Raw genomic sequence first — 20064 nt, 5'->3', positions numbered from 1 at the left:
TTTCCTTCCTGAAAAAACCTAAAATATGGGATGCATTCAGCTAAAGGATGAAAACACAGGAGGTTAGCGAGATGGATTCGATTTTTCAATCGAGAAAAACAACTCGGAAATATAAGAATAAGCCTATAAGCAAGAAGACGCTTGTGAAAGTCTTTAACGATGCGACCCGGGCACCGTCGTGGGCGAACTCACAGCCTTGGGAGATTTATGTGGCTGCAAGTGAAACAAATTTGTATTAATCTTTCTTTTCAGTAAATTCAGTATTGACAACTTGAGTTTATCGATATATTATCGTATTTAATTACATAATAATAAGCAAGGATTGGAAATAGTAAAAGGATTTATAAACTTTTCAGAGAGCTGATGGTTGGTGAGAATCAGTAGTTATAACCTTTGAACTCGTCCAAGAGCTACTCCCTGAACATAATCAGTAGGGGATGTCGGTTTTCTACCGTTATGAAGATAGGTGGTGATTGCCACCGAAAATGAGTGGATTAATATAATTATGATTAATCAATTAGAGTGGTACCGCGAGCAATGCCTCGTCTCTATATTTTTTTAGAGACGGGGCTTTTTTTATTTTAGATAAACGAACAATTATTATGAAAAGGTGGGAGTCAGGATGAAAAATATCAATAAATATTCTAGAGGTTACTTTATGCCTCCAGTTCAAAGCTTGAAATGGACAGAAAAGGAGTATATTACAGAAGCTCCTACCTGGTGTAGTGTGGATCTTCGCGATGGAAATCAGGCTTTGGTCGTCCCAATGAGCCTAGAGGAAAAGTTAGAATATTTTCAGTTGCTTTTACAAGTAGGTTTCAAGGAAATCGAAGTAGGTTTTCCAGCTGCTTCGGAGACCGAATTTACATTTTTACGTACATTAATTGAAGAAAATTTGATTCCGGATGATGTGACAATTCAAGTTTTAACACAGTCCAGAGAACATATTATCAAAAAAACATTTGAAGCGTTACAGGGTGCGAATAAAGCAGTGGTGCACTTGTACAATTCCACATCGGTAGCACAACGTGAGCAAGTATTTAGAAAACCTAAGGAAGAAATTATCGATATTGCTGTAACTGGAGCAAAAATGCTTAAGAAATATGCTGCTGAAACTGAAGGGAATTTCCAATTTCAGTATTCTCCTGAAAGCTTCACAGGCACAGAAGTGGAATTTGCGCTTGAAATTTGCAATAAGGTACTTGATATTTGGCAGCCGACAGTTGATAACAAGGTAATTATTAACCTACCAGCTACTGTATCCATGTCCATGCCTCACGTTTACGCAAGTCAAATTGAGTATATGAGTGACAATCTAAACTACCGAGATAATGTAATCCTATCACTTCATCCACACAATGACAGAGGAACTGGGGTGGCAGATGCCGAGCTAGGAATGCTTGCCGGAGCGCAAAGAGTCGAAGGAACATTGTTTGGAAACGGGGAAAGAACAGGAAATGTGGACATCGTAACACTTGCATTAAACATGTTTTCGCACGGGGTAGATCCAAAGCTGAATTTTGAAAATATCCCTACGATTATATCGAAATATGAAAAATTAACAAGAATGAAGGTTCACGAAAGACATCCATATGGCGGTGAACTTGTCTTTACTGCATTTTCAGGTTCCCATCAAGATGCCATTGCTAAAGGCATGAAATGGCGCGAGGAAGAAGAACGTCAGTATTGGACTGTACCTTATCTATTAATTGATCCGATGGATATTGGAAGAGAATATGAGGGAGATATCATCCGAATTAACAGTCAATCCGGTAAGGGCGGAATTGGTTATATCCTTCAGCAAACGTATGGAATTGATATACCTGCCGAAATGCGTGAGAGCTTCGGATATAGTGTGAAAAATGTTTCAGATCATATGCACAAGGAACTTATGCCGAACGAAATCTATGACATTTTCATGAATGAATATGTGAATATTAACACTCCTGTCGAATTTATCCGTTATAAATATACTGAAAATGGCCATTACGAAACGATTGTATCAATCCGAATGAATAATGAAGAACATGAATTTTCGGGTGTGGGAAATGGAAGACTGGATGCTATCAGTAACGCCCTTCAAACGAAATTGGGTATCGACTATACCAATTTGGTCTATAAGCAGCATGCGTTAGAAATAGGCTCAGGATCAAACGCTGTATCTTATGTAGGAATCACAGCCGAGAATGGTACTGTATATTGGGGGTGCGGAATTGACACTGATATTATGACTTCTTCAGTAAAAGCTCTATTTAGTGCCATTAACAACATGGTATCCAGCTTACAACTTCCTGTTGGAAAAGAATTTACCCATTCAAAAAAATAAATGAGAAGATAGTATTATCTTTTATGACAACAATATGTTCTTATGCTTGCTCTTCATTTTAAACGCAATTTTGCATGATAAAGCTGATAAAAAACTACGATATAATTAGTTGAACTGCACCTCGATTGTTAGACACTGACAATTGGGGTGCAGTTTTTTATTCTAGATTCCTATCTAACAAAGCCCCCGGTTGTTCTGCCATGACACGAGCTGGCAAAGGCATTTCATTCTTGAACCACCATTCCACTGCTCCAACGACCAATGAAATAAATAAGTAGACCAAATTTTTGAGAAGCCTTTTTTCATTTCTTGCGTTATGTAGATATAAATATTTTTCATAATTTTAAAATAGATAACGGCATTATTAAAATAACGTTATGGAATTTAGCTGACTTTGGTGATTGTATGTAACAAGAGATTAAATGATTAAATATTTACTAAGAATCGATTGTTTATTTAGAAAAAGTAAAGATGCTATAAAGATAATAGTTGGGGAGTATCAAGGAATTAAAAAGTTTTTTACTAGTAGTTTTCTCTCTAGAAGAGACGTCAAATAGAGGAAAGACAGTCACAGCAGAATTGAAATACTAATAAAGCATATTTGGAACAAATTATATACTATTAACTTCCTAACTGGAGGAAAGAAGATTGAATCATTTAAAGTCCGTTTTCCTCAATTTCCCGTTTTGCACGTATAAATGCAATAAAATGATATAGCTCTTCAGAAGTGATGATTTTTTTGTCTATTGCTAGTTTAATATTAACTAATTGTTTATTATCTGTTAAATCAACAGGATAATTGACTTCAACTGGTTCTTCCTTCGGATTGAAGTATGAATCATCTGTTCGTTCTAATAAATAGTCAACGGATGTTTTAAATAGTTCAGCGATATTTTTTATTGTTTCCAGCGAAGGTTCTCGATAACCAGATTCATATCCTGCATAAGTACTTTTGGCAATTCCAAGTTGATCGGCTATATATTGCATTGACCACTTTCTACTTTTTCTTAGTTCAGTTAATCGCTTTAACATTTTCATAACCTCCTAGAACTTATACTTTATTATAACATTGGTTATTGATGGTTGCAGGTGCAGGAAATTAATTTGTTCGCGTTATGAATTAATCATCTTGCTATTTTACTGATTATTTCCTATAATGTGAATAGAAGTTCTCAAAATGCGTATTTTTAGAGTTTCTAAATGAAAGCGAATTCAGTTAATCTCAAATTTACATTTCATTTGTCCTAAACTTAATGAGTATTTTTATATGTTTCGTTACTAAGTAGGCACTTTTTTGAGAAAACGAGTATAACACTATAGGAAAACAAGCGATATGGAAATTCTATTATGAAAAAACTAAACAGTCCATAGTAAAGTAGGGGGCTTAATGTTCTAGTTACATATGCAAAAAATAATGGACTTAATGTCTAGCTCTTTTTAAAAAAGGTGAGTTCATAAAAAAAAGAGTAATGAAATGTAGTGAGGAGAGTCCCTATGAAAAAAATACTTATGCTAACTACTGGAGGTACTATTGCAGCTGTGCCAGGGAAAGAAGGGCTATACCCAGAAATTTCCGCTGAGCAAATAGCTAATTATTTGCCTGAACAAAATGATCGATATAAGGTTGAAAGTAAAACTTTAATGAATATTGACAGTGCGAATATGCAACCGGAATCCTGGGTGAAAATAGCAGAAACTATTTATGAGCATTATGATATGTATGATGGATTTGTTATAACTCACGGGACAGATACAATGGCTTATACGTCCGCAGCCCTTTCTTATATGCTACAGAATCTTGTCAAACCTGTTGTGATAACAGGATCTCAAATTCCGATTAATTACAAGAGAACTGATGCTAAGAAGAATATTAGTGATGCCATTCGGTTTGCGTGTGAAGATATAGGCGGTGTCTTTACTGTTTTTGGTGGCGTGGCAATAATCGGAACAAGAGTGGTTAAATTAAGGACGATAAGCTATGATGCTTTTGAAAGCATTAATTTTCCATATATAGCTCGTGTCAATAATTCGGAAGTGTTATATCAGAGGCCGATTTCCTTACCAAAACATAAAAAAATTAAATTTAATGCATCGGTTTGTCCGGATGTCTTTTTATTAAAGCTTCACCCTGGGACTAAACCTGAACTATTTGATTATATAAAAAAACTATATAAAGGAGTCGTTATTGAGAGCTTTGGAACAGGTGGAATCCCCTGTCAAGAAAGAAGCTTAGTTCAAAAAGTACATGAACTTATCGAATCAGGGATAACGGTAGTCTTTACAACGCAAGTACTTGAAGAAGGTGAAGACCTGGGCTTGTACGAAGTTGGTAGGAAAGTGTCAGAGAATATGATTGTTCGTACAAGGGATATGAATACAGAAGCAATTATTCCGAAACTAATGTGGGCTTTAGGTCAGTCAAATGATTCCGAAAAGGTGAAGAAGATTATGACGACACCTATCGCCTATGACATGAAACTGCCGAAGTCTGATAAAAATATAGGGCAGTGAAACTATTTTTCTAGCTCTAAATGACAAGAGGAATCTTTCCTCTTGGTTTATAAAGTGTATTTTTCTATTTTTAAAAAAGGTTGAAAATTCATTATATTTTTTTAAAAGTAGTTAATAAATGGGTAATTATGCATGTGTGTTCGCGAATCGAGAACTAATAAACTAATTTTTAATAGAAAAGTACGCGCTGAATTCAGAAATGAGAAACATCCATTATAGTTTCGCAGATTAGAAAGCAAAGAAATTACTTACGAAAAGATTAGGAAGGAAGTAATTATGAAAAGAATACTTTTACTAACAACAGGCGGTACTATTGCTTCAGTTCAAGGGGAAGATGGACTTACCCCTGGAATTACAGATAAAGACCTGGTCGGTTATTTGCCTGAATATAAGGAAGAATTATTGCTTCATAGTGTTATTTTAATGAATATTGATAGTACAAATATGCAACCGGAATACTGGGTGGAAATTGCTCAAACTATCTATAACAAGTATAACGAGTATGATGGTTTTGTTATCACCCACGGCACGGATACTTTAGGGTATACTTCAGCGGCACTTTCCTATATGCTCCAAGATCTAGCAAAGCCGGTTATCGTAACAGGATCTATGGTTCCTATTAGTTTTGAAGAAACTGATGCGAAGAAGAATATGATGGATGCTATTAGGTTTGCTTGTGAGAAGGTTTGCGGGGTTTATGTTGTTTTTGATGGAAAGGTGATTAGTGGAACTAGAGTCGTTAAAGTAAGATCAAAGAGTTACAATGCCTTTATGAGTATTAATTCTCCCTACATTGCTCATATAGAGGGATCGGAAGTTTACTACTTAGAAAATATCCCAGCAAATGAAAGCAATGTAGTCAAACTGGATACTTCTATGAGCAGTAATGTGTTTGTTTTAAAGCTTTTTCCAGGGATTACACCAGAGGTTTTTGATTATATCAAACAGTCTTATCGAGGTGTTGTAATAGAAAGTTACGGAAATGGTGGTATTCCATTTGAAAAGAGAAATCTACTTCAAAAGATCCATGAACTAATAGAAGCTGGGATTGCAGTTGTGATTACCACTCAATGTCTTGAGGAGGGAACTGATTTACAACGATATGAAGTAGGAAGAAAGCTGTCTAAAAAACTTATTATTTCCTCAGGGAATATGAACACAGAAGCGATTGTCACGAAACTGATGTGGGTATTAGGCAAAACAAATGACTTGGATCAAGTGAAAAAAAGGATGGAGACACCTATAGCTAATGATCTGCAAATTCAGGAAAACAATAGCTTAGTTTTATAAATGGGTAAAAATCAAAATACAGAATGAAAGTGAGAGGACTTGATGAAAAACATAGAGGTTAATGATCAAACATACCGTATTGAGCGTGATTTTCTTGGTGAAAGGGAAGTTCCGAAAAATGTATATTACGGAATTCAAACGCTGCGGGCAGTGGAAAATTTCCCTATTACAGGATACAGGATCCATGAAGAAATGATTAGAGCTCTAGCTATGATCAAAAAAGCAGCCGCATTAGCCAATATGGATGTAAAACGTTTATATGAAGGAATCGGTGCAGTTATCATTCAAGCCTCAGATGAAATATTGGAAGGGAAGTGGCACGAGTATTTTATTGTTGATCCAATTCAGGGTGGCGCTGGTACATCTATGAACATGAATACAAATGAAGTTATTGCAAATCGTGCTCTTGAACTACTTGGTTATCAAAAAGGAGAATATCAACGTTTAAGTCCAAACACTCATGTAAATATGTCACAATCTACAAATGATGTGTTTCCTACAGCTATTCATATTTCAACTCTTAATTTACTAAGGAAGCTCCTTGATACGATGAATGATATGGTGCATGTTTTCAAAAGTAAAGCCAAGCAATTTGATCATGTTATAAAAATGGGACGCACTCACCTCCAAGATGCTGTACCAATTCGTCTTGGCCAAGAATTTGAAGCGTATAGCCGTGTATTGGAACGTGATATTAAGCGTATTGAACAAACATGTCAGCATTTATACGAGGTCAACATGGGAGCAACAGCTGTAGGAACAGGATTAAATGCAGAACCTCGATATATTAAACATGTTGTAGAATACTTAGCAGATATTAGTGGACTTCCTATTGTTGGTGCAGAGCATCTTGTTGATGCAACCCAAAACACGGATGCCTATACAGAGGTGTCTGCTGCATTGAAGGTCTGTATGATTAATATGTCCAAAATTGCAAACGATCTTCGGTTAATGGCATCCGGGCCAAGGGCGGGATTGGGAGAAATTCATTTACCGGCGCGTCAGCCTGGTTCCTCCATTATGCCAGGAAAGGTCAATCCAGTCATGGGAGAGCTTATTAATCAAATTGCTTTTCAGGTAATAGGAAATGATCATACGATTTGCCTGGCATCTGAAGCTGGACAGCTAGAATTAAATGTAATGGAACCTGTGCTTGTTTTTAACTTACTACAATCCATTAGTATTATGAATAACGGTTTCAGAAGCTTTACAGATTATTGTTTAAAGGGTATCGAGGCAAATGAAGATAGAATGAGGAGATATGTGGAAAAGAGTGTAGGAATTATTACAGCCGTCAACCCTCATTTAGGATATGAAGTAGTCTCGCGAATAGCAAGAGAGGCCATTTTAAAAGGTAAATCTGTAAGAGAGCTTTGTATTCAGTATGATGTACTGACAGAGGAGGAACTTGATTTGATTTTGAATCCTTACGAAATGACTAATCCAGGAATTGCAGGGGGCTCTCTTTTTGATCGGAAGTAACACTAGTATTTCTACTAATCTAGTATATTCATAGTTAATAGATAACGAGAAAAAAATCTTTTGATTAAAATATTGTAAAATCATTTTATTATTGGAGGAATACGGGTGAGGGATATACGATTACCATCTATTTTAGAAATCATTTGTACATTAGGCTTGTTTTTAGTAATTGTTTTCTCGTTTACTGCATTTTTTGATTTACCAATCCAGTTGGCGCTTTTTATTTCGTGGTTTATTGTAATTTCACTTGGATTGAGATTAGGATTTCGCTATGAAGAATTACAGAAAGCCATTACAACAGGCATTTCAAATGGGCTTGAGGCAATATTGATACTTATTGCAGTTGGTGCACTTATTGGGACCTGGATTGCAGGGGGAGTAGTGCCAACGCTTATTTATTACGGATTGGAATTTATTCATCCAAGTATTTTCTTATTAGCTACATTAATTATCTGCTCAATCACATCTTTGGCGACAGGTACATCATGGGGAACGGTCGGAACGGCTGGAATCGCTATGATGGCAATTGGAGAAGGACTAGATATGCCTCTTCCCCTTGTAGCGGGTGCCGTTCTTTCTGGAGCATACTTTGGAGATAAACTCTCTCCGCTTTCTGATAGTACTGTACTTGCAGCATCCCTTTCAAAAGTAGAAGTTATTGCACACGTGCGTGCTATGTTATACTTAGACATTCCTGCCTACCTTATTACTGCAATTCTTTTTACTGGCGCAGGATTTATATATGGCGGAGAAGGTACTGATTTAGAAAAAGTAGAGTTTCTGAAGTCAGCACTACTTAATACATTTAATATTCACATTTGGATGTTGGTTCCTGCTATATTTGTTATTATCATGCTTGCTATGAAAAAACCTTCTGTTCCTACAATTGCTTCAGGAGCTCTGCTTGGAGCTATCTGGGCAGCAGTGTTCCAGGGTATGAATGTTACCGATGCTGTAGGTACTGCCTACAGCGGTTTCTCCATTAATACTGGTATTGAATTTATGGATAACCTTCTTAATCGTGGTGGAATGGAAGGAATGCTTGGATCGGTCGCTGTAATTATATTTGGATTAGGATTTGGTGGTCTGTTGGAACATTTAGGAGTAATCAAAGTGATTGTTTCCAAGTTTCAGGCTTACTTAACATCAGCTGGAAATGTAACCCTATCCACTTTAATTGTAGCATTCTTTGCTAATGTTTTTGGCTGTGCTATGTATGTTTCATTAATTTTAACTCCTAAGATTATGGGAGAAAGCTATGACAGATTAAATATTGATCGAAGAGTATTAGCACGAAACTCTGAAGTCGGGGGGACATTAACCTCTGGTATGATCCCGTGGTCTGACAATGGGATTTTCATGGCGGGGATTCTAGGCATTTCCACCTTTTCTTATACTCCATTTATGTGGTTAAGCTTTGTTTCTATTATTCTTGCGGTAATTTATGGTTATACAGGAAAATTCATTTGGTATGTCCAACAGGAAAAGAATGAAGAACAGTTGCAACAAACAGCTAATTAAAATTTGGGGCATTTTTTGAGAAAAATAAGGTGGGGTTTAATAAAAAGAAAAAAGACAATATTAATTAGCAAGTAGGTACGATTTATTGGTAAGCTAGTTAGTAAAGGAGTTCGTTTAGAAATGAAGACATTACAAAAAGTACAAACTATTGTTCGTTATCAAAACCATGATAAAGTATTTTATGGGATTGTTGAGGATGACGAAATTATACAACTGTCTAGTGATTTTACTGAAATTGTAAACAATCAACTGAAATATGATAATGTAAGAGTTAAATATAGTGATGTAAAGATTTTGGAGCCAGTGACCCCTTCGAAAATCATTAATTTTGGCTGGACATATGCTGGACATGCAGAAGAGACTGGAGGAGAGGCTAATCGCAATGAGCCATTCCTGTTTTTAAAACCAACGTCTTCTTTGATTCCAGATCAGAGTGAAATTATTCTTCCGTCAAGTGAATTAACCAACCAGGTAGAAATGGAGGGGGAAGTAGCACTTGTTATTGGTAAACGGGGTAAAAATATAAAAGAAGCAGAGGCATTGGATTATGTTTTTGGTTGTACAATCTTTAATGATGTAACCGCAAGAGACCTTACTCAAACCGATCCACAGTTTACGCGAGGTAAAGGTTTTGATACTTTTGGTCCTTTGGGGCCGTATATTGTCACAGGAATAGATCCAACTAATTTAAGAATTGTTACAACTTTAAATGGACAAGTTGTACAAGATGGGAATACTAATCAGATGTCATTTTCAATCCCTTTCCTTATCAGTTGGATTTCACAAGTGATGACACTTGAGCCAGGTGATGTCATTGCTACTGGTTCACCTTCAGGAAGTTGTCCTATGAAATTGGGAGATACAGTAGTCGTTGAAGTAGAGAAGATTGGTAAATTGTGCAACCATGTAAAGTAGATATTATATGGAAGGCTATTTTAGGTACTAAGTCACCCTTAAATGTGCTCAACTGTAGAACCTTAAGATGTTAAATTGACTAATTTTAAAGCAATAAAAAAAACATAAAATTATAATTTTATCATTAGACTAACTGAGGCGATGCTTGAAGAAGTATCGCCTGAATATTTCCTGTATAGATCCTGTCTGATACTGTAATCTTTGAATTTGTTGGTAGTTTAGCGTTTTTTGTTTTTTTAATCTGCCTATTATTTCTGCTGTAGATTGCCGGGATATGAAGAAATAGCTCGATATAATCGCTTAATCGTTTCGATGTGTAATGCTTCATGGTAAAAGCTGAATAAAAATGCCTCACCAACTGTGTGAAATGTAATGCCTCCTCGATTTGTAAATGGAGTTGGCAGTTTTTCATGCAAACGTCCTGGAATAAAATTTTTGATTCTCGTTTTTTGCTCCGTCAAGACCTCTGCAAGCTCGGCAAATGATGGAGGCGTTACTTCCCATTCTGTCGGTTTCGTTCCAGCACTAAAAAGCAGCTCGTAATTTTTCGGAATGTTCATCTCTTCATTTGAAATTCCAAAGACGATTTTTTCCTGTACGAATGCAATGTGTCCAAAGTTCCAACGAATATTGTTGTTAAAACCTTTTGGAATGGTATGCGAAATTTCTTCCGGAATGTTTTTCATTGTTTGCTCAGTTATTCTACGCACGGTTTCCATATGACGAATAATGGTTTGTTCCAAGAAAAAGCCCTCCTTTTTTAATAATCTCTATATAGGCAATTCGCCGTCTTTACGTCTTTTTCCTACTATTAGGAATATTTTTATGTTCTATTCGTTAAGGATTCAATCGTATGGAACCAGCTGCTTAACTAGGTAAATGTGCTTCTTAATTGATTAAGGTAGAACCTAAGGCTTATATTAAATGAGCGTAATGAAATCATTCATATTCTTGGGGGTTCTTACCATCCGAATAATAAGAATTAAGATTTTTTAACCCGCTTAAGTGAATATGCAAATTTCAGTAGGATTAAAATGTATACTATATACAAAAAATGTTACTACTTATCATTGTTAATTAGATAGGCTATCCTAATTCTTGAAAAGAAATTTAATTTTTAAGGAGGAATAGAGGTTTATCACCGCTAAACAAAAAGCTTATAGATTAACTTGATATACCAAAAATTATTCTTACATATTGTAAAGGAAGTGATTGTATGCCCGCACTAAATGGGAAAACTGCTCTAATTACTGGGGCTGGTAGAGGAATCGGAAGAGCAACTGCATTGGCATTAGCAAAAGAAGGTGTGAATCTTGGCTTGATTGGTTTAAATATGACTAATCTTGAAGAGCTATCAAGCGAACTGCAACAATTTGATATAAAAGTGTCAGCAGCATCTGCGGATGTATCGGATCTTGAAGCTGTTAATCATGCTGTTGCTCATATTAAATCCGAACTTGGAGACATTGATATTTTAGTTAACAATGCAGGTATAGCTAAGTTTGGAGGCTTTCTTGATTTAACCCCGGAAGAATGGGAAAGAATCATTCGAGTAAACTTAATGGGAGTATACAATGTTACGCGAACTGTTTTACCTGGTATGATTGAAAGAAAATCAGGCGATATCGTGAATATCTCTTCGACGGCTGGACAAAAGGGAGCACCTGTTACAAGTGCTTATAGCGCTTCTAAATTTGGTGTTTTAGGTTTAACTGAGTCCCTTATGTTAGAGGTAAGAAAACATAATATCCGTGTTACTGCTTTAACACCAAGTACGGTTGCAACTGATTTAGCCTATGAAGCTAACCTTATTTCTGGGAACCCTGAAAATGTTATGCAACCAGAAGACTTAGCTGAACTTCTTGTAGCTGGATTAAAACTAAATCCAAGAGTTGTTGTAAAAACTGCGGGATTATGGACAACTAATCCTTAAATTAGCTCATTAAGCTACAGAGGGCAATCGGACGTTCATCATAAAATATATCTCCTACCTTAATGTAGCATGGGGATTATAGTTGATTCAAAAGCGAAGCAAACAAAAAATAGTCCCGAAAACACAATTGTTATCGTGTATCCGGGGCTATTTGACGTTTACTAGTGAAATATTTAATAGATGGAACAATCGCAATAGAGACTACTAGAACGCGGAACAATTGAAATGCTGTAACAATGGTACTGTCAGCATGAACTGACGCAGAAATGATCCCCATTTGATCGAGGCCACCAGGCACGATACTTAAAAAGCTCGTTTTAAAGTCGAGCGGATAAAATTGCATTATTAATAGAGCGAGGCCGAACGCACTTGCGATATATAGAAACGACGAAACGAACGCATAGAAAATCAGCTTTTTCGATAGGTGAAGACTCTCTTTTTTCATAAGCAATCCGATATAAATCCCCAGCACAATTTGTGCAACATGGAGTGCGCTTACCGGAATTTCTGGAATTTCGATAGTTGCAAGTTGTAAGCCCATAAATAAAAATACCGGACCAAGCATATAGCCGGTAGGGATTTTGATTTTCATGGCGATAAAGCCAGCCATGTAACTTAAAGCAAAAAACAATAAAAACGGCAACGTGTAATGCGCGTCTGAAACAGATGTGTTCGAGCTGCTGCTACCTACAACAAGCATTGGCACAAAGCCGACAATGCAGAGTACACGGAGCACTTGATAAAACGTAATCATCGTAATATGTTTACTGCCGTGTTCTTCAGCATAAGCAACAATTTGTGTCATACCACCAGGCACACAGCTAGTAAGTGCGGTAAGTTGGTCAACTTTCACACGTTTAACTATAATCCAGCTGATGAGAATAAATAAAATGATATAAAGGACATTTAATGAAATCATCGCAGGTAAATAAAGCCGAATATCTGCAAGTGCCTCAAGAGTAAAGGCATGGCCAATCGAATACCCAGCAATAACTAAACCAAAATTTCGAAAGTGCTTATTCCATTTTAAAGGAAGCGGGGACGTTAATTGTAAAACTAATATTGTTAGCAATGGCCCGAGAAGCCACGGCATTGGGATATGTAACAATTGAAAAACATAGGCGCCAATGACACCAAGTACTACAGTTAATAAATAGCTTTTGGCTATTGCCATAAAGGACACCTCAATTCATAAAAAACTTGTTCTATTATTTCATATTCATCCGATTTTTTAAAGGAATTGTAATGAATTTGAGGTAGATGCATCTTGTTTTACCGTGGCTATTCAAAATCGTTCACTATTTGAATATGTAAGGGAAAAGGATTGTATAGACGACTTTCTAATAGCTTTTGAGCATGTTGTATTAGCAGTTGCCAGTTGGAAAAGTAACAGCGGCGACTTTGACAGAAGAAGGGGTAGAGTGTTTGGTTGTACCAGATAATGGAATGATGGGAGCGGTGGTTATAGAGTTGTCACGTTTTTTTACAGCACTAATAGATGATGGAGGTAACGATCTGTAAAAATATACTTAGAAAACCGTTACATTATTTTTCTAGAGTATGATAAGTGGTACCAACGTCAAAAGACGTCTCTACAGATAATTGTAGAGGCGTTTTTTGATTGCGTGCCAAACTTGAACACCTTTATAAAGTTGTCTAGTTTAATGTTGAAGCTTTTCTCTAACGATAGGAAGAGTGCAGCATCTGAATGCTCCTCCAGATTTTATGATTTCCGTAATATCAACCTCAATGAGCTCGTAGCCTCTTTTTCTTAGTTCTTTGTTAACCTTTGTATTGACAGGCAGAGAAATAATCTTTTTATTTCCGATTGAAAGCACATTCGTCCCAAGAGTAAATTGCTCATCTTCCGTTACTTCAATTAAATCGTATCTAGATGCCAGCAGGTTCAATTGTTCTTTATTAATTTCTCCAGGAAAAATCAATGCTTCGTTCGGGGAAATGATATTAAATACACAATCTAGATGGAGGTAGGTATCAGTAAACGGAATGGGGATGACATCAAATTCAGGAAGAAGCTTCTGAAGCTTTTCAATAGACTCGATGTTTGTTCGTTCACTAACTCCAACATAAATCGTATTTCCATCTAACAGGACATCGCCTCCCTCTATTCGATCTCCTGTTAGATTATGAAAAGGTACATGTTTGTTTTGAAGCCATTCTTTCAGCACATTTTCTTCGCCTGTCCGGATGTCTGTACCCATCTCGGCTACAAAAACTTTCTCTCCGAGTGTAAATCCTATATCCCGAGTAAATACTTGCTCGGGATACTTGTTATAAGAGGGAAGTAGGATAACCTCTATTCCTAATTTTCTAAGGGCTGATACAAAATTAGCATGCTGAGTCATTGCGGTTTTAATATGGATGCCTTCATCTTCAAAATGTTTCTGTGTTTCATTAATAACGTCTTTAATTCTCATGTATTGTGGTTCACATAAAATAACTTGCTTCAAAGGATCATACTCACTGAAACAATTTGCTCTCATAGCTATCACTTCCTACAAAAAGTTCTAGTCATACTATCTCCTAAGTCTATTGAGATATACCATAAATTAAAAAGGAGTTTTAAGTGAAATCGTGACAGTCTTGCTATAATGGTTATTATCATGAACAAATAGAGTACGAATAGGAGCAGTATAGTAACTATGAATAAAACGATTGGAATTTTAGCACACGTTGATGCAGGAAAAACCACTTTTTCAGAACAGTTGCTTTATCATACTAAAGGTATTAAGAAGCGTGGGCGGGTTGATCATCAAAGTGCTTTTCTTGATAGCCATGAGATTGAAAAGCAGCGTGGTATCACTGTTTTTGCGGACCAAGGCATTTTTGAGTATGGGAACTCCACCTATTATTTAATTGATACCCCAGGACATGTTGATTTTTCTCCAGAAATGGAGCGGGCGATACAAGTAATGGATTTTGCTATTATTGTGATTAGTGCAGTAGAAGGAGTAGAAGGGCATACGGAGACGGTTTGGAACCTATTACAAAAACATCATGTGCCTACCTTTTTCTTTATTAATAAAATCGATCGAACTGGAGCAGATGTTGATCAGGTGCTAGATGAGATTCGCAATAATCTAACAGAAAATGTATGCGATATTTCAAAATCGTTCACTAATGGAAAGATGACAGATGAATTAATAGAATTTATTGCTGAGCGGGACGAAGAGGTTTTGGAGCATTTTATGGAAAAGGGATATGAACAAAATTTATGGTTTCAAAAAATGCAAAACATGATCGAAGTGACTGACATTTATCCATGCTCAAGTGGGTCTGCACTACAAGATATAGGGGTGGAAAGCTTTCTAGAAAAATTTGAATTATTGACGGTTACGCATTTCACTAATCATGAACCTTTTGCTGGTCGAGTCTATAAAATTCGTTATGATGAAACGGGTACAAGAGTGACTTTTATAAAAGCATTGAGCGGTTTGTTGAATGTTCGAGATGAAGTCGCCTATGGAGATGGAGAAATAGAAAAAATCACACAAATTCGTATGTTTAACGGAAACCAATATCAACAAATCAACCAAGTTTGTGCTGGAGAGCTTTTTGCTGTAACTGGACTTACTAGTGCCTCAGTTGGTGATGGAGTAGGTGCCTTAAAGGAAAAAGCGTCATACGAAATGGTACCGACGCTGCGATCTAAAGTTGTTTTTGAACCTCGAGTTCAGATAAAAGAGGCTTTAAAATATTTTCGTATGCTTGAGGCGGAAGATCCTTCTCTTAATGTAACGTGGGAGGAGCGTCTGCAGGAACTTCATCTGCATGTTATGGGGAAGATTCAACTAGAAATACTAGAGCAAATAGTACTGGAACGATTTGATTTAAAAGTAGCTTTTGAACAACCAGAGATTCTTTATAAGGAAACCATTGAAACAGAAGTTACGGGATACGGTCATTTTGAGCCGCTGCGTCATTATGCAGAAGTGCATGTAAAATTAGAGCCTGGAAAAAGAAACAGTGGAATCGCATTTGAAAGTGAGTGCCATATCGATGATTTATCAATTGGATTGCAAAATCTAGTAGGTCAACATATCTTTGAACGGGAACATCATGGTTTACTTACTGGCTCACCGCTAACAGATATAAAGGTAACGCTGTTGACAGGAAGAGCTCATAATAAGCATACTCATGGCGGTGATTTTCGGGAAGCAACCTATCGTGCTTTGAGACAAGGATTGGAAAAGGCTAGGAACACCCTGCTTGAGCCATATTACCATTTTAAGATAAAAGTAGATATTGACCAAATGGGCCGGGTTTTATCAGATATCCAAACTGCATATGGTCGCTTTGATCCGCCGATTACGGAAGGGGAGAAAGCGACCTTAACCGGAATAGTTCCTGTGGCTACCTTCATGGATTATAGCACGACACTTGCATCGTTTACACAAGGGAAAGGACGTATCAACTTAACTTTTGCAGGATATCATCGCTGTCATAATAAACAAGAAGTGATGGAACGAATCGGGTATGATAAAAATGCTGATCCTGAGTATATTTCCTCTTCCATTTTTTGTGCGAAAGGGCAAGGCTTTACGGTTAAATGGGATGAAGCTGAAGAAATGATGCATTGTTTATAGTGAAATAAGGTCGATTTCCTAAACGAAATGAGGCTGTCTTAAAAGGAAAATCCCGCGAATTTATCTAATAATCCCGCCAAATTCGTGAGGAATCTTGCCAATTTATCTGATAATCTCGCCGAATTCGGAGAAAATCTCGCCAATTCGCTATTTTTAAGTCAGCCTCGTTATCATGAGTTATTTCAATTGAGTATAAATTTGATGGTAAGCCGTTGCTTCTTTAACCATCCCTTTATTTTGATACATTTTGGATAGCTGCAATACAGGAGCAGGGTCGTTCGGATGAAGTTCCATTTCCCATGAGAAACATTCAATAGCTTCATCATATTGTTTAAACTCTGCATAATATTGACCTAATTCCAGCATGTGATCGGGATCTTCTAGTAAGGTTATCATTTTATTTATTTTCTGAATGATTGAAGAATGTGGAACAGATTTTTGAATCGGTAGAAGTTTTTCATGAACCGTTTTAAGCTCATAGGTTACTAGTAATTTACCAATAACCTGTATTAGTTTTTGTTCAGACTGGTTATCGTCATCTTTTAGAACGAGTTGTTGAATGACCAACATAAAGGTATCTAAATGAGAGGCGATAAATGAGGAATCTAAATGCTCCCATAATGAATGTAAGATGTCATCATAGGCAGTGGGGAGAGCATCAAGGAATTTTAATAAAAATAGAGCGGCTGTTTTATAACGCTCATCTTGAAGCATCTTGTCAATGATTGATTTTGTGCGAGGTAACACTTGAAACGGATTAATATTCAAATGGCCTAAAGTTAGGATCCACTTTTCCATTGAAATATACTGTAAGGCCATACTTGTATACTTCTCGACTGAATCCGTTTGAGAACATTTTTCTACTTTCTCCATCCATAGTAATACGATTTCTAAGAACGAGTCTTGTTTTCTCAATAAATCTTCTAGAATTTTATATTCATCAGGTTGAAATCGATTTTGGAAGCAATACCATTCGACAAAAAGAGGATCTTTTTGTTGAATGGCAGGTAGTGATGAGGAGCTGTAAAAATCTCTATAAGAATAAAAATCTAATGAATTCTTTATTTCTCTTGCTGAATTTAAATCGGGGGCAAAGTCCGCTAACATCCGAATAATTTGAAAAGCTTGCATAAAGTTACCGTTTCTTCTGTAGTGGTAAAAGATTTTGTAAATGACATTTGTTAGTTGTTCTTTTGAAAAATAGGAGTCTAGAGTTGTAGCGATGTAGGCAACTTCCGGAAGAGAATATTGCTGTTGAAGTTGAGAGAAAAGCTTGTTTTTATTTGGAATAGTGGCAGTTTCGCCGGGGATTAAAGCGGGTAGAAATGGATGATTTGCATGTAAGACAATACCGATTTTACATATTTTATCTATAAATGAGTCTTTCTCTACTTTTTCTAATTGTTCACCATATACAAGAGAATTTTTATAGTAAATAAGATAATAATTTTCGTTTAAAGAGGTTTGTACTTCTATCATCGTACATCGTGAGAATACGACTGCTTGTTTCACTTTCCCTTTTGATAGTTTCTTTTTTTCTTTGATGGAAATTTCAGTTGGCATTATAAGTTCATTATTCATATCTAACACAGCCCCTTATGATCGTCTACAGTAAAAATTAATTGTTATCTCATTATAACATAGCATTTTTCTAATTTTCAGAGGGAGCTAGATTGCAGAATAAGAAAGTCAAGTAATTTTGTTTAAAATCAACCACGGTGAACCGTATTATGTCTAAATGAGGTTTTTAACTATTCTCTAGTAGTTCCAAGACGTTCTAATCTTAACTGAACAAGGCTATTCTTACGTCAAGACATTAACACTCACATATCAATCTATAGATATACTAAAGATTAAAATGAGTTGTATACCTTAGGGACTCTATCCATACAAAAAAGAGCTTGTCTACAGTGGAATAACAATATTTTTAAATTAATCTAATAAAAAACAATCTATTCACATGAACGACATTTCGCAGAACTTGTGTTTTATTGAACATTTCTCCTCTATTTCTAAAACATGCTATGATAGATTATAAGTTAGATTTTGACACCGTCTAGAATGTGAGGTTCATGATGATTACCAATACAAAAGAATTGAAATCCCAATTGAATAAGTTAATTAGCGATCCCGATTTTTTACGATTACAGGAATCTTTTGAAAAAGAAAGTTTGTTTCAATTATTAGGTTTTGGACACCGCGAAACCATGCATAGTGCATTTATTAGTTGGCTACTGTCACCGACTTCTTCGTTAAATTTAGGCTCATTCCCACTGAAGCGTTTTCTCTACTACATTTGTGAAGAGAACGTTTCGAATATGAAAACAACTATTGATTTTGATTTGATTGAATCGGATGCACTGGAATTAGATAAAATGGAAGTCGCTACTGAGGTAACAGCTTCTGCCGTTGATCCGGATACAAATACGAAATTAAATGCCCGATTTGATTTATATTTAACGAACGACTTTGTACGAATTATTGTGGAAAATAAAGTATTATCACGTGAAAATAAAGATCAAACCGAAACATATACAAAAATTTTAAACAATTTGGATGACTCGTATACATATGATTTAAAGGTATTTTTATCTCCTGATTCTACGGTAAAACCAAAATGTCCGGAGTTTATTCAAGTCGATTATCAAGGACTATATGATTTTGTCATTGTACCTTGCTTAAACCATCCGAAAATTTCAATTGCGAATAAAAACCTTTTAGAGCAATATGTCCATAACTTACGCATGGTATATAGAGGAGTGAATAAACCCATGGCAAAAGTAAACGATGAATTATGTATCGCCATTTATAATAAATATAAAGATGTATTAGATGAAATCTTTGATGCCGTAAAAAATGAGACACCTGAAAAACGGAAAGTCAAAACTTCTTCTACCGTTCGTACATCGAAAATATTGTGGAATGAAATCTATCCTCGTCTAAATGAAGACGAGAAATATTTAGAGTCTACTTATGGAAACACAATCACAAAAGCAGAAATCGACTTAACTAGCGGTCATATACTTTTCCAAAGTAAAGAATACAGCAGTCTTTCAAGTGCCGCAATTGCAGCGGTTAATTCTATAAAAGGTGAAAACTATACAGACCGTTACAATGGATTTGAATTCTGGAGCATCGTCTATCCAAATGGTGAAAAGAAAAAACTATCTGAGGTACGTGCTGATATCGCATTAGCACTCGCACAAGATGAGGAAGATTAAAAAGAAGACAAGTCTTAATAAACAACGCTCAGAAAATTGTTTCTGGGCGTTACTATTACTGGTTTATTCCATTAAAGCTCCTTATTGAATAAAAGACCCGTTCTTGTTTAATGGGGAGGTATAACAAGAGAAAAAGTCTCTGCATCTTCTTAATTTCTATATAGAACATTAAAGATTTTCTGTATATTTTTAATTATAAATAGATGGTTACCTTTTTTATGTTAGTCTGCTCATTACTTTAAGTGCATTCCTTCACAA

Annotated in this window: 15 protein-coding genes and 1 other annotated feature; of the genes, 10 read left to right on the top strand and 5 right to left on the bottom strand. The window is 36.0% G+C overall.

Going from position 1 to position 20064, the window contains the following annotated elements; translation table 11 throughout:
- Positions 1-71: 71 nt before the first annotated feature.
- Both V7068_RS00960 and V7068_RS00955 read left to right on the top strand, forming a co-directional pair.
- The gene (locus V7068_RS00960) at positions 72-239 is read left to right on the top strand and encodes a nitroreductase family protein (RefSeq protein ID WP_499710540.1); all 168 of its coding nucleotides are present in this window, start codon (positions 72-74) and stop codon (positions 237-239) included.
- A gap of 70 nt (positions 240-309) precedes the next feature.
- Positions 310-553: a binding site (T-box leader), on the top strand.
- Positions 554-622: 69 nt separating this feature from the next.
- Positions 623-2326 carry a 2-isopropylmalate synthase gene (locus tag V7068_RS00955; protein ID WP_499710539.1) on the top strand — a complete coding sequence of 568 codons (1704 nt, stop codon included), beginning with the start codon at positions 623-625 and terminating at the stop codon, positions 2324-2326.
- A 657-nt stretch (positions 2327-2983) separates the two neighbouring features.
- On the opposite strand, the gene V7068_RS00950 is transcribed toward V7068_RS00955, so the two are convergent.
- Complete coding sequence (locus tag V7068_RS00950) at positions 2984-3364, bottom strand: helix-turn-helix domain-containing protein (RefSeq protein WP_286676579.1); 381 nt, start codon at positions 3362-3364, stop codon at positions 2984-2986.
- 456 nt (positions 3365-3820) lie between these two features.
- On the opposite strand from V7068_RS00950, the gene V7068_RS00945 reads away from it, so the two are divergent.
- The 5 genes from V7068_RS00945 to V7068_RS00925 all read left to right on the top strand — a co-directional run bounded on the left by V7068_RS00945 (position 3821) and on the right by V7068_RS00925 (position 10045).
- Positions 3821-4837, top strand: coding sequence for an asparaginase (locus tag V7068_RS00945; RefSeq protein WP_499710538.1), 1017 nt, complete (start codon positions 3821-3823; stop codon positions 4835-4837).
- A gap of 276 nt (positions 4838-5113) precedes the next feature.
- Positions 5114-6127: an asparaginase gene (locus tag V7068_RS00940; RefSeq protein WP_499710536.1), complete on the top strand. Its 1014-nt coding sequence runs from the start codon at positions 5114-5116 to the stop codon at positions 6125-6127.
- A gap of 42 nt (positions 6128-6169) precedes the next feature.
- A complete protein-coding gene (aspA, locus tag V7068_RS00935) occupies positions 6170-7609 on the top strand; it encodes an aspartate ammonia-lyase (protein WP_499710535.1) in 1440 nt (479 codons plus the stop codon).
- Positions 7610-7714: 105 nt separating this feature from the next.
- Positions 7715-9130 carry a Na+/H+ antiporter NhaC gene (nhaC, locus tag V7068_RS00930; RefSeq protein ID WP_499710534.1) on the top strand — a complete coding sequence of 472 codons (1416 nt, stop codon included), beginning with the start codon at positions 7715-7717 and terminating at the stop codon, positions 9128-9130.
- Between the two features lie 120 nt (positions 9131-9250).
- On the top strand, positions 9251-10045 hold the full coding sequence (locus V7068_RS00925) for a fumarylacetoacetate hydrolase family protein (protein WP_499710533.1): 795 nt from the start codon (positions 9251-9253) through the stop codon (positions 10043-10045).
- A 248-nt stretch (positions 10046-10293) separates the two neighbouring features.
- On the opposite strand, the gene V7068_RS00920 is transcribed toward V7068_RS00925, so the two are convergent.
- On the bottom strand, positions 10294-10788 hold the full coding sequence (locus V7068_RS00920) for a DinB family protein (RefSeq protein ID WP_499710531.1): 495 nt from the start codon (positions 10786-10788) through the stop codon (positions 10294-10296).
- A gap of 473 nt (positions 10789-11261) precedes the next feature.
- On the opposite strand from V7068_RS00920, the gene V7068_RS00915 reads away from it, so the two are divergent.
- Positions 11262-11978, top strand: a complete 717-nt coding sequence (locus V7068_RS00915) for a 3-ketoacyl-ACP reductase (RefSeq protein WP_499710530.1) — start codon at positions 11262-11264, stop codon at positions 11976-11978.
- A gap of 130 nt (positions 11979-12108) precedes the next feature.
- On the opposite strand, the gene V7068_RS00910 is transcribed toward V7068_RS00915, so the two are convergent.
- Together V7068_RS00910 and V7068_RS00905 are read right to left on the bottom strand one after the other, a co-directional pair.
- Complete coding sequence (locus V7068_RS00910) at positions 12109-13152, bottom strand: AbrB family transcriptional regulator (protein ID WP_499710528.1); 1044 nt, start codon at positions 13150-13152, stop codon at positions 12109-12111.
- Between the two features lie 487 nt (positions 13153-13639).
- Positions 13640-14482: a dimethylarginine dimethylaminohydrolase family protein gene (locus tag V7068_RS00905; RefSeq protein ID WP_499710527.1), complete on the bottom strand. Its 843-nt coding sequence runs from the start codon at positions 14480-14482 to the stop codon at positions 13640-13642.
- A gap of 159 nt (positions 14483-14641) precedes the next feature.
- Between V7068_RS00905 and V7068_RS00900 the strand changes: the two genes are divergently transcribed.
- Positions 14642-16585, top strand: coding sequence for a GTP-binding protein (locus tag V7068_RS00900; protein WP_499710526.1), 1944 nt, complete (start codon positions 14642-14644; stop codon positions 16583-16585).
- A 177-nt stretch (positions 16586-16762) separates the two neighbouring features.
- On the opposite strand, the gene V7068_RS00895 is transcribed toward V7068_RS00900, so the two are convergent.
- On the bottom strand, positions 16763-18166 hold the full coding sequence (locus V7068_RS00895) for a tetratricopeptide repeat protein (RefSeq protein WP_499710525.1): 1404 nt from the start codon (positions 18164-18166) through the stop codon (positions 16763-16765).
- 494 nt (positions 18167-18660) lie between these two features.
- On the opposite strand from V7068_RS00895, the gene V7068_RS00890 reads away from it, so the two are divergent.
- Positions 18661-19806 carry a PD-(D/E)XK nuclease family protein gene (locus V7068_RS00890; protein ID WP_499710524.1) on the top strand — a complete coding sequence of 382 codons (1146 nt, stop codon included), beginning with the start codon at positions 18661-18663 and terminating at the stop codon, positions 19804-19806.
- The last annotated feature ends 258 nt before the right edge of the window (positions 19807-20064 follow it).

Source organism: Bacillus sp. JJ634, assembly GCF_036962285.1.
GTDB lineage: Bacteria > Bacillota > Bacilli > Bacillales > DSM-1321 > Peribacillus > Peribacillus asahii_A.
Note: the sequence above shows the minus strand (reverse complement) of the source record. Positions and strands in the feature narration are given on the sequence as shown.

Excerpts from the sequence above, each read along its gene's own strand:
- V7068_RS00905 (WP_499710527.1), bottom strand. The coding sequence starts at position 14,482 with ATGAGAGCAAATTGTTTCAGTGAGTATGATCCTTTGAAGCAAGTTATT.
- V7068_RS00910 (WP_499710528.1), bottom strand. The coding sequence starts at position 13,152 with ATGGCAATAGCCAAAAGCTATTTATTAACTGTAGTACTTGGTGTCATT.
- V7068_RS00925 (WP_499710533.1), top strand. The coding sequence starts at position 9,251 with ATGAAGACATTACAAAAAGTACAAACTATTGTTCGTTATCAAAACCAT.
- aspA (WP_499710535.1), top strand. The coding sequence starts at position 6,170 with ATGAAAAACATAGAGGTTAATGATCAAACATACCGTATTGAGCGTGAT.
- V7068_RS00895 (WP_499710525.1), bottom strand. The coding sequence starts at position 18,166 with ATGAATAATGAACTTATAATGCCAACTGAAATTTCCATCAAAGAAAAA.
- V7068_RS00955 (WP_499710539.1), top strand. The coding sequence starts at position 623 with ATGAAAAATATCAATAAATATTCTAGAGGTTACTTTATGCCTCCAGTT.
- V7068_RS00960 (WP_499710540.1), top strand. The coding sequence starts at position 72 with ATGGATTCGATTTTTCAATCGAGAAAAACAACTCGGAAATATAAGAAT.
- V7068_RS00900 (WP_499710526.1), top strand. The coding sequence starts at position 14,642 with ATGAATAAAACGATTGGAATTTTAGCACACGTTGATGCAGGAAAAACC.
- V7068_RS00890 (WP_499710524.1), top strand. The coding sequence starts at position 18,661 with ATGATTACCAATACAAAAGAATTGAAATCCCAATTGAATAAGTTAATT.
- V7068_RS00940 (WP_499710536.1), top strand. The coding sequence starts at position 5,114 with ATGAAAAGAATACTTTTACTAACAACAGGCGGTACTATTGCTTCAGTT.
- V7068_RS00950 (WP_286676579.1), bottom strand. The coding sequence starts at position 3,364 with ATGAAAATGTTAAAGCGATTAACTGAACTAAGAAAAAGTAGAAAGTGG.
- V7068_RS00915 (WP_499710530.1), top strand. The coding sequence starts at position 11,262 with ATGCCCGCACTAAATGGGAAAACTGCTCTAATTACTGGGGCTGGTAGA.
- V7068_RS00945 (WP_499710538.1), top strand. The coding sequence starts at position 3,821 with ATGAAAAAAATACTTATGCTAACTACTGGAGGTACTATTGCAGCTGTG.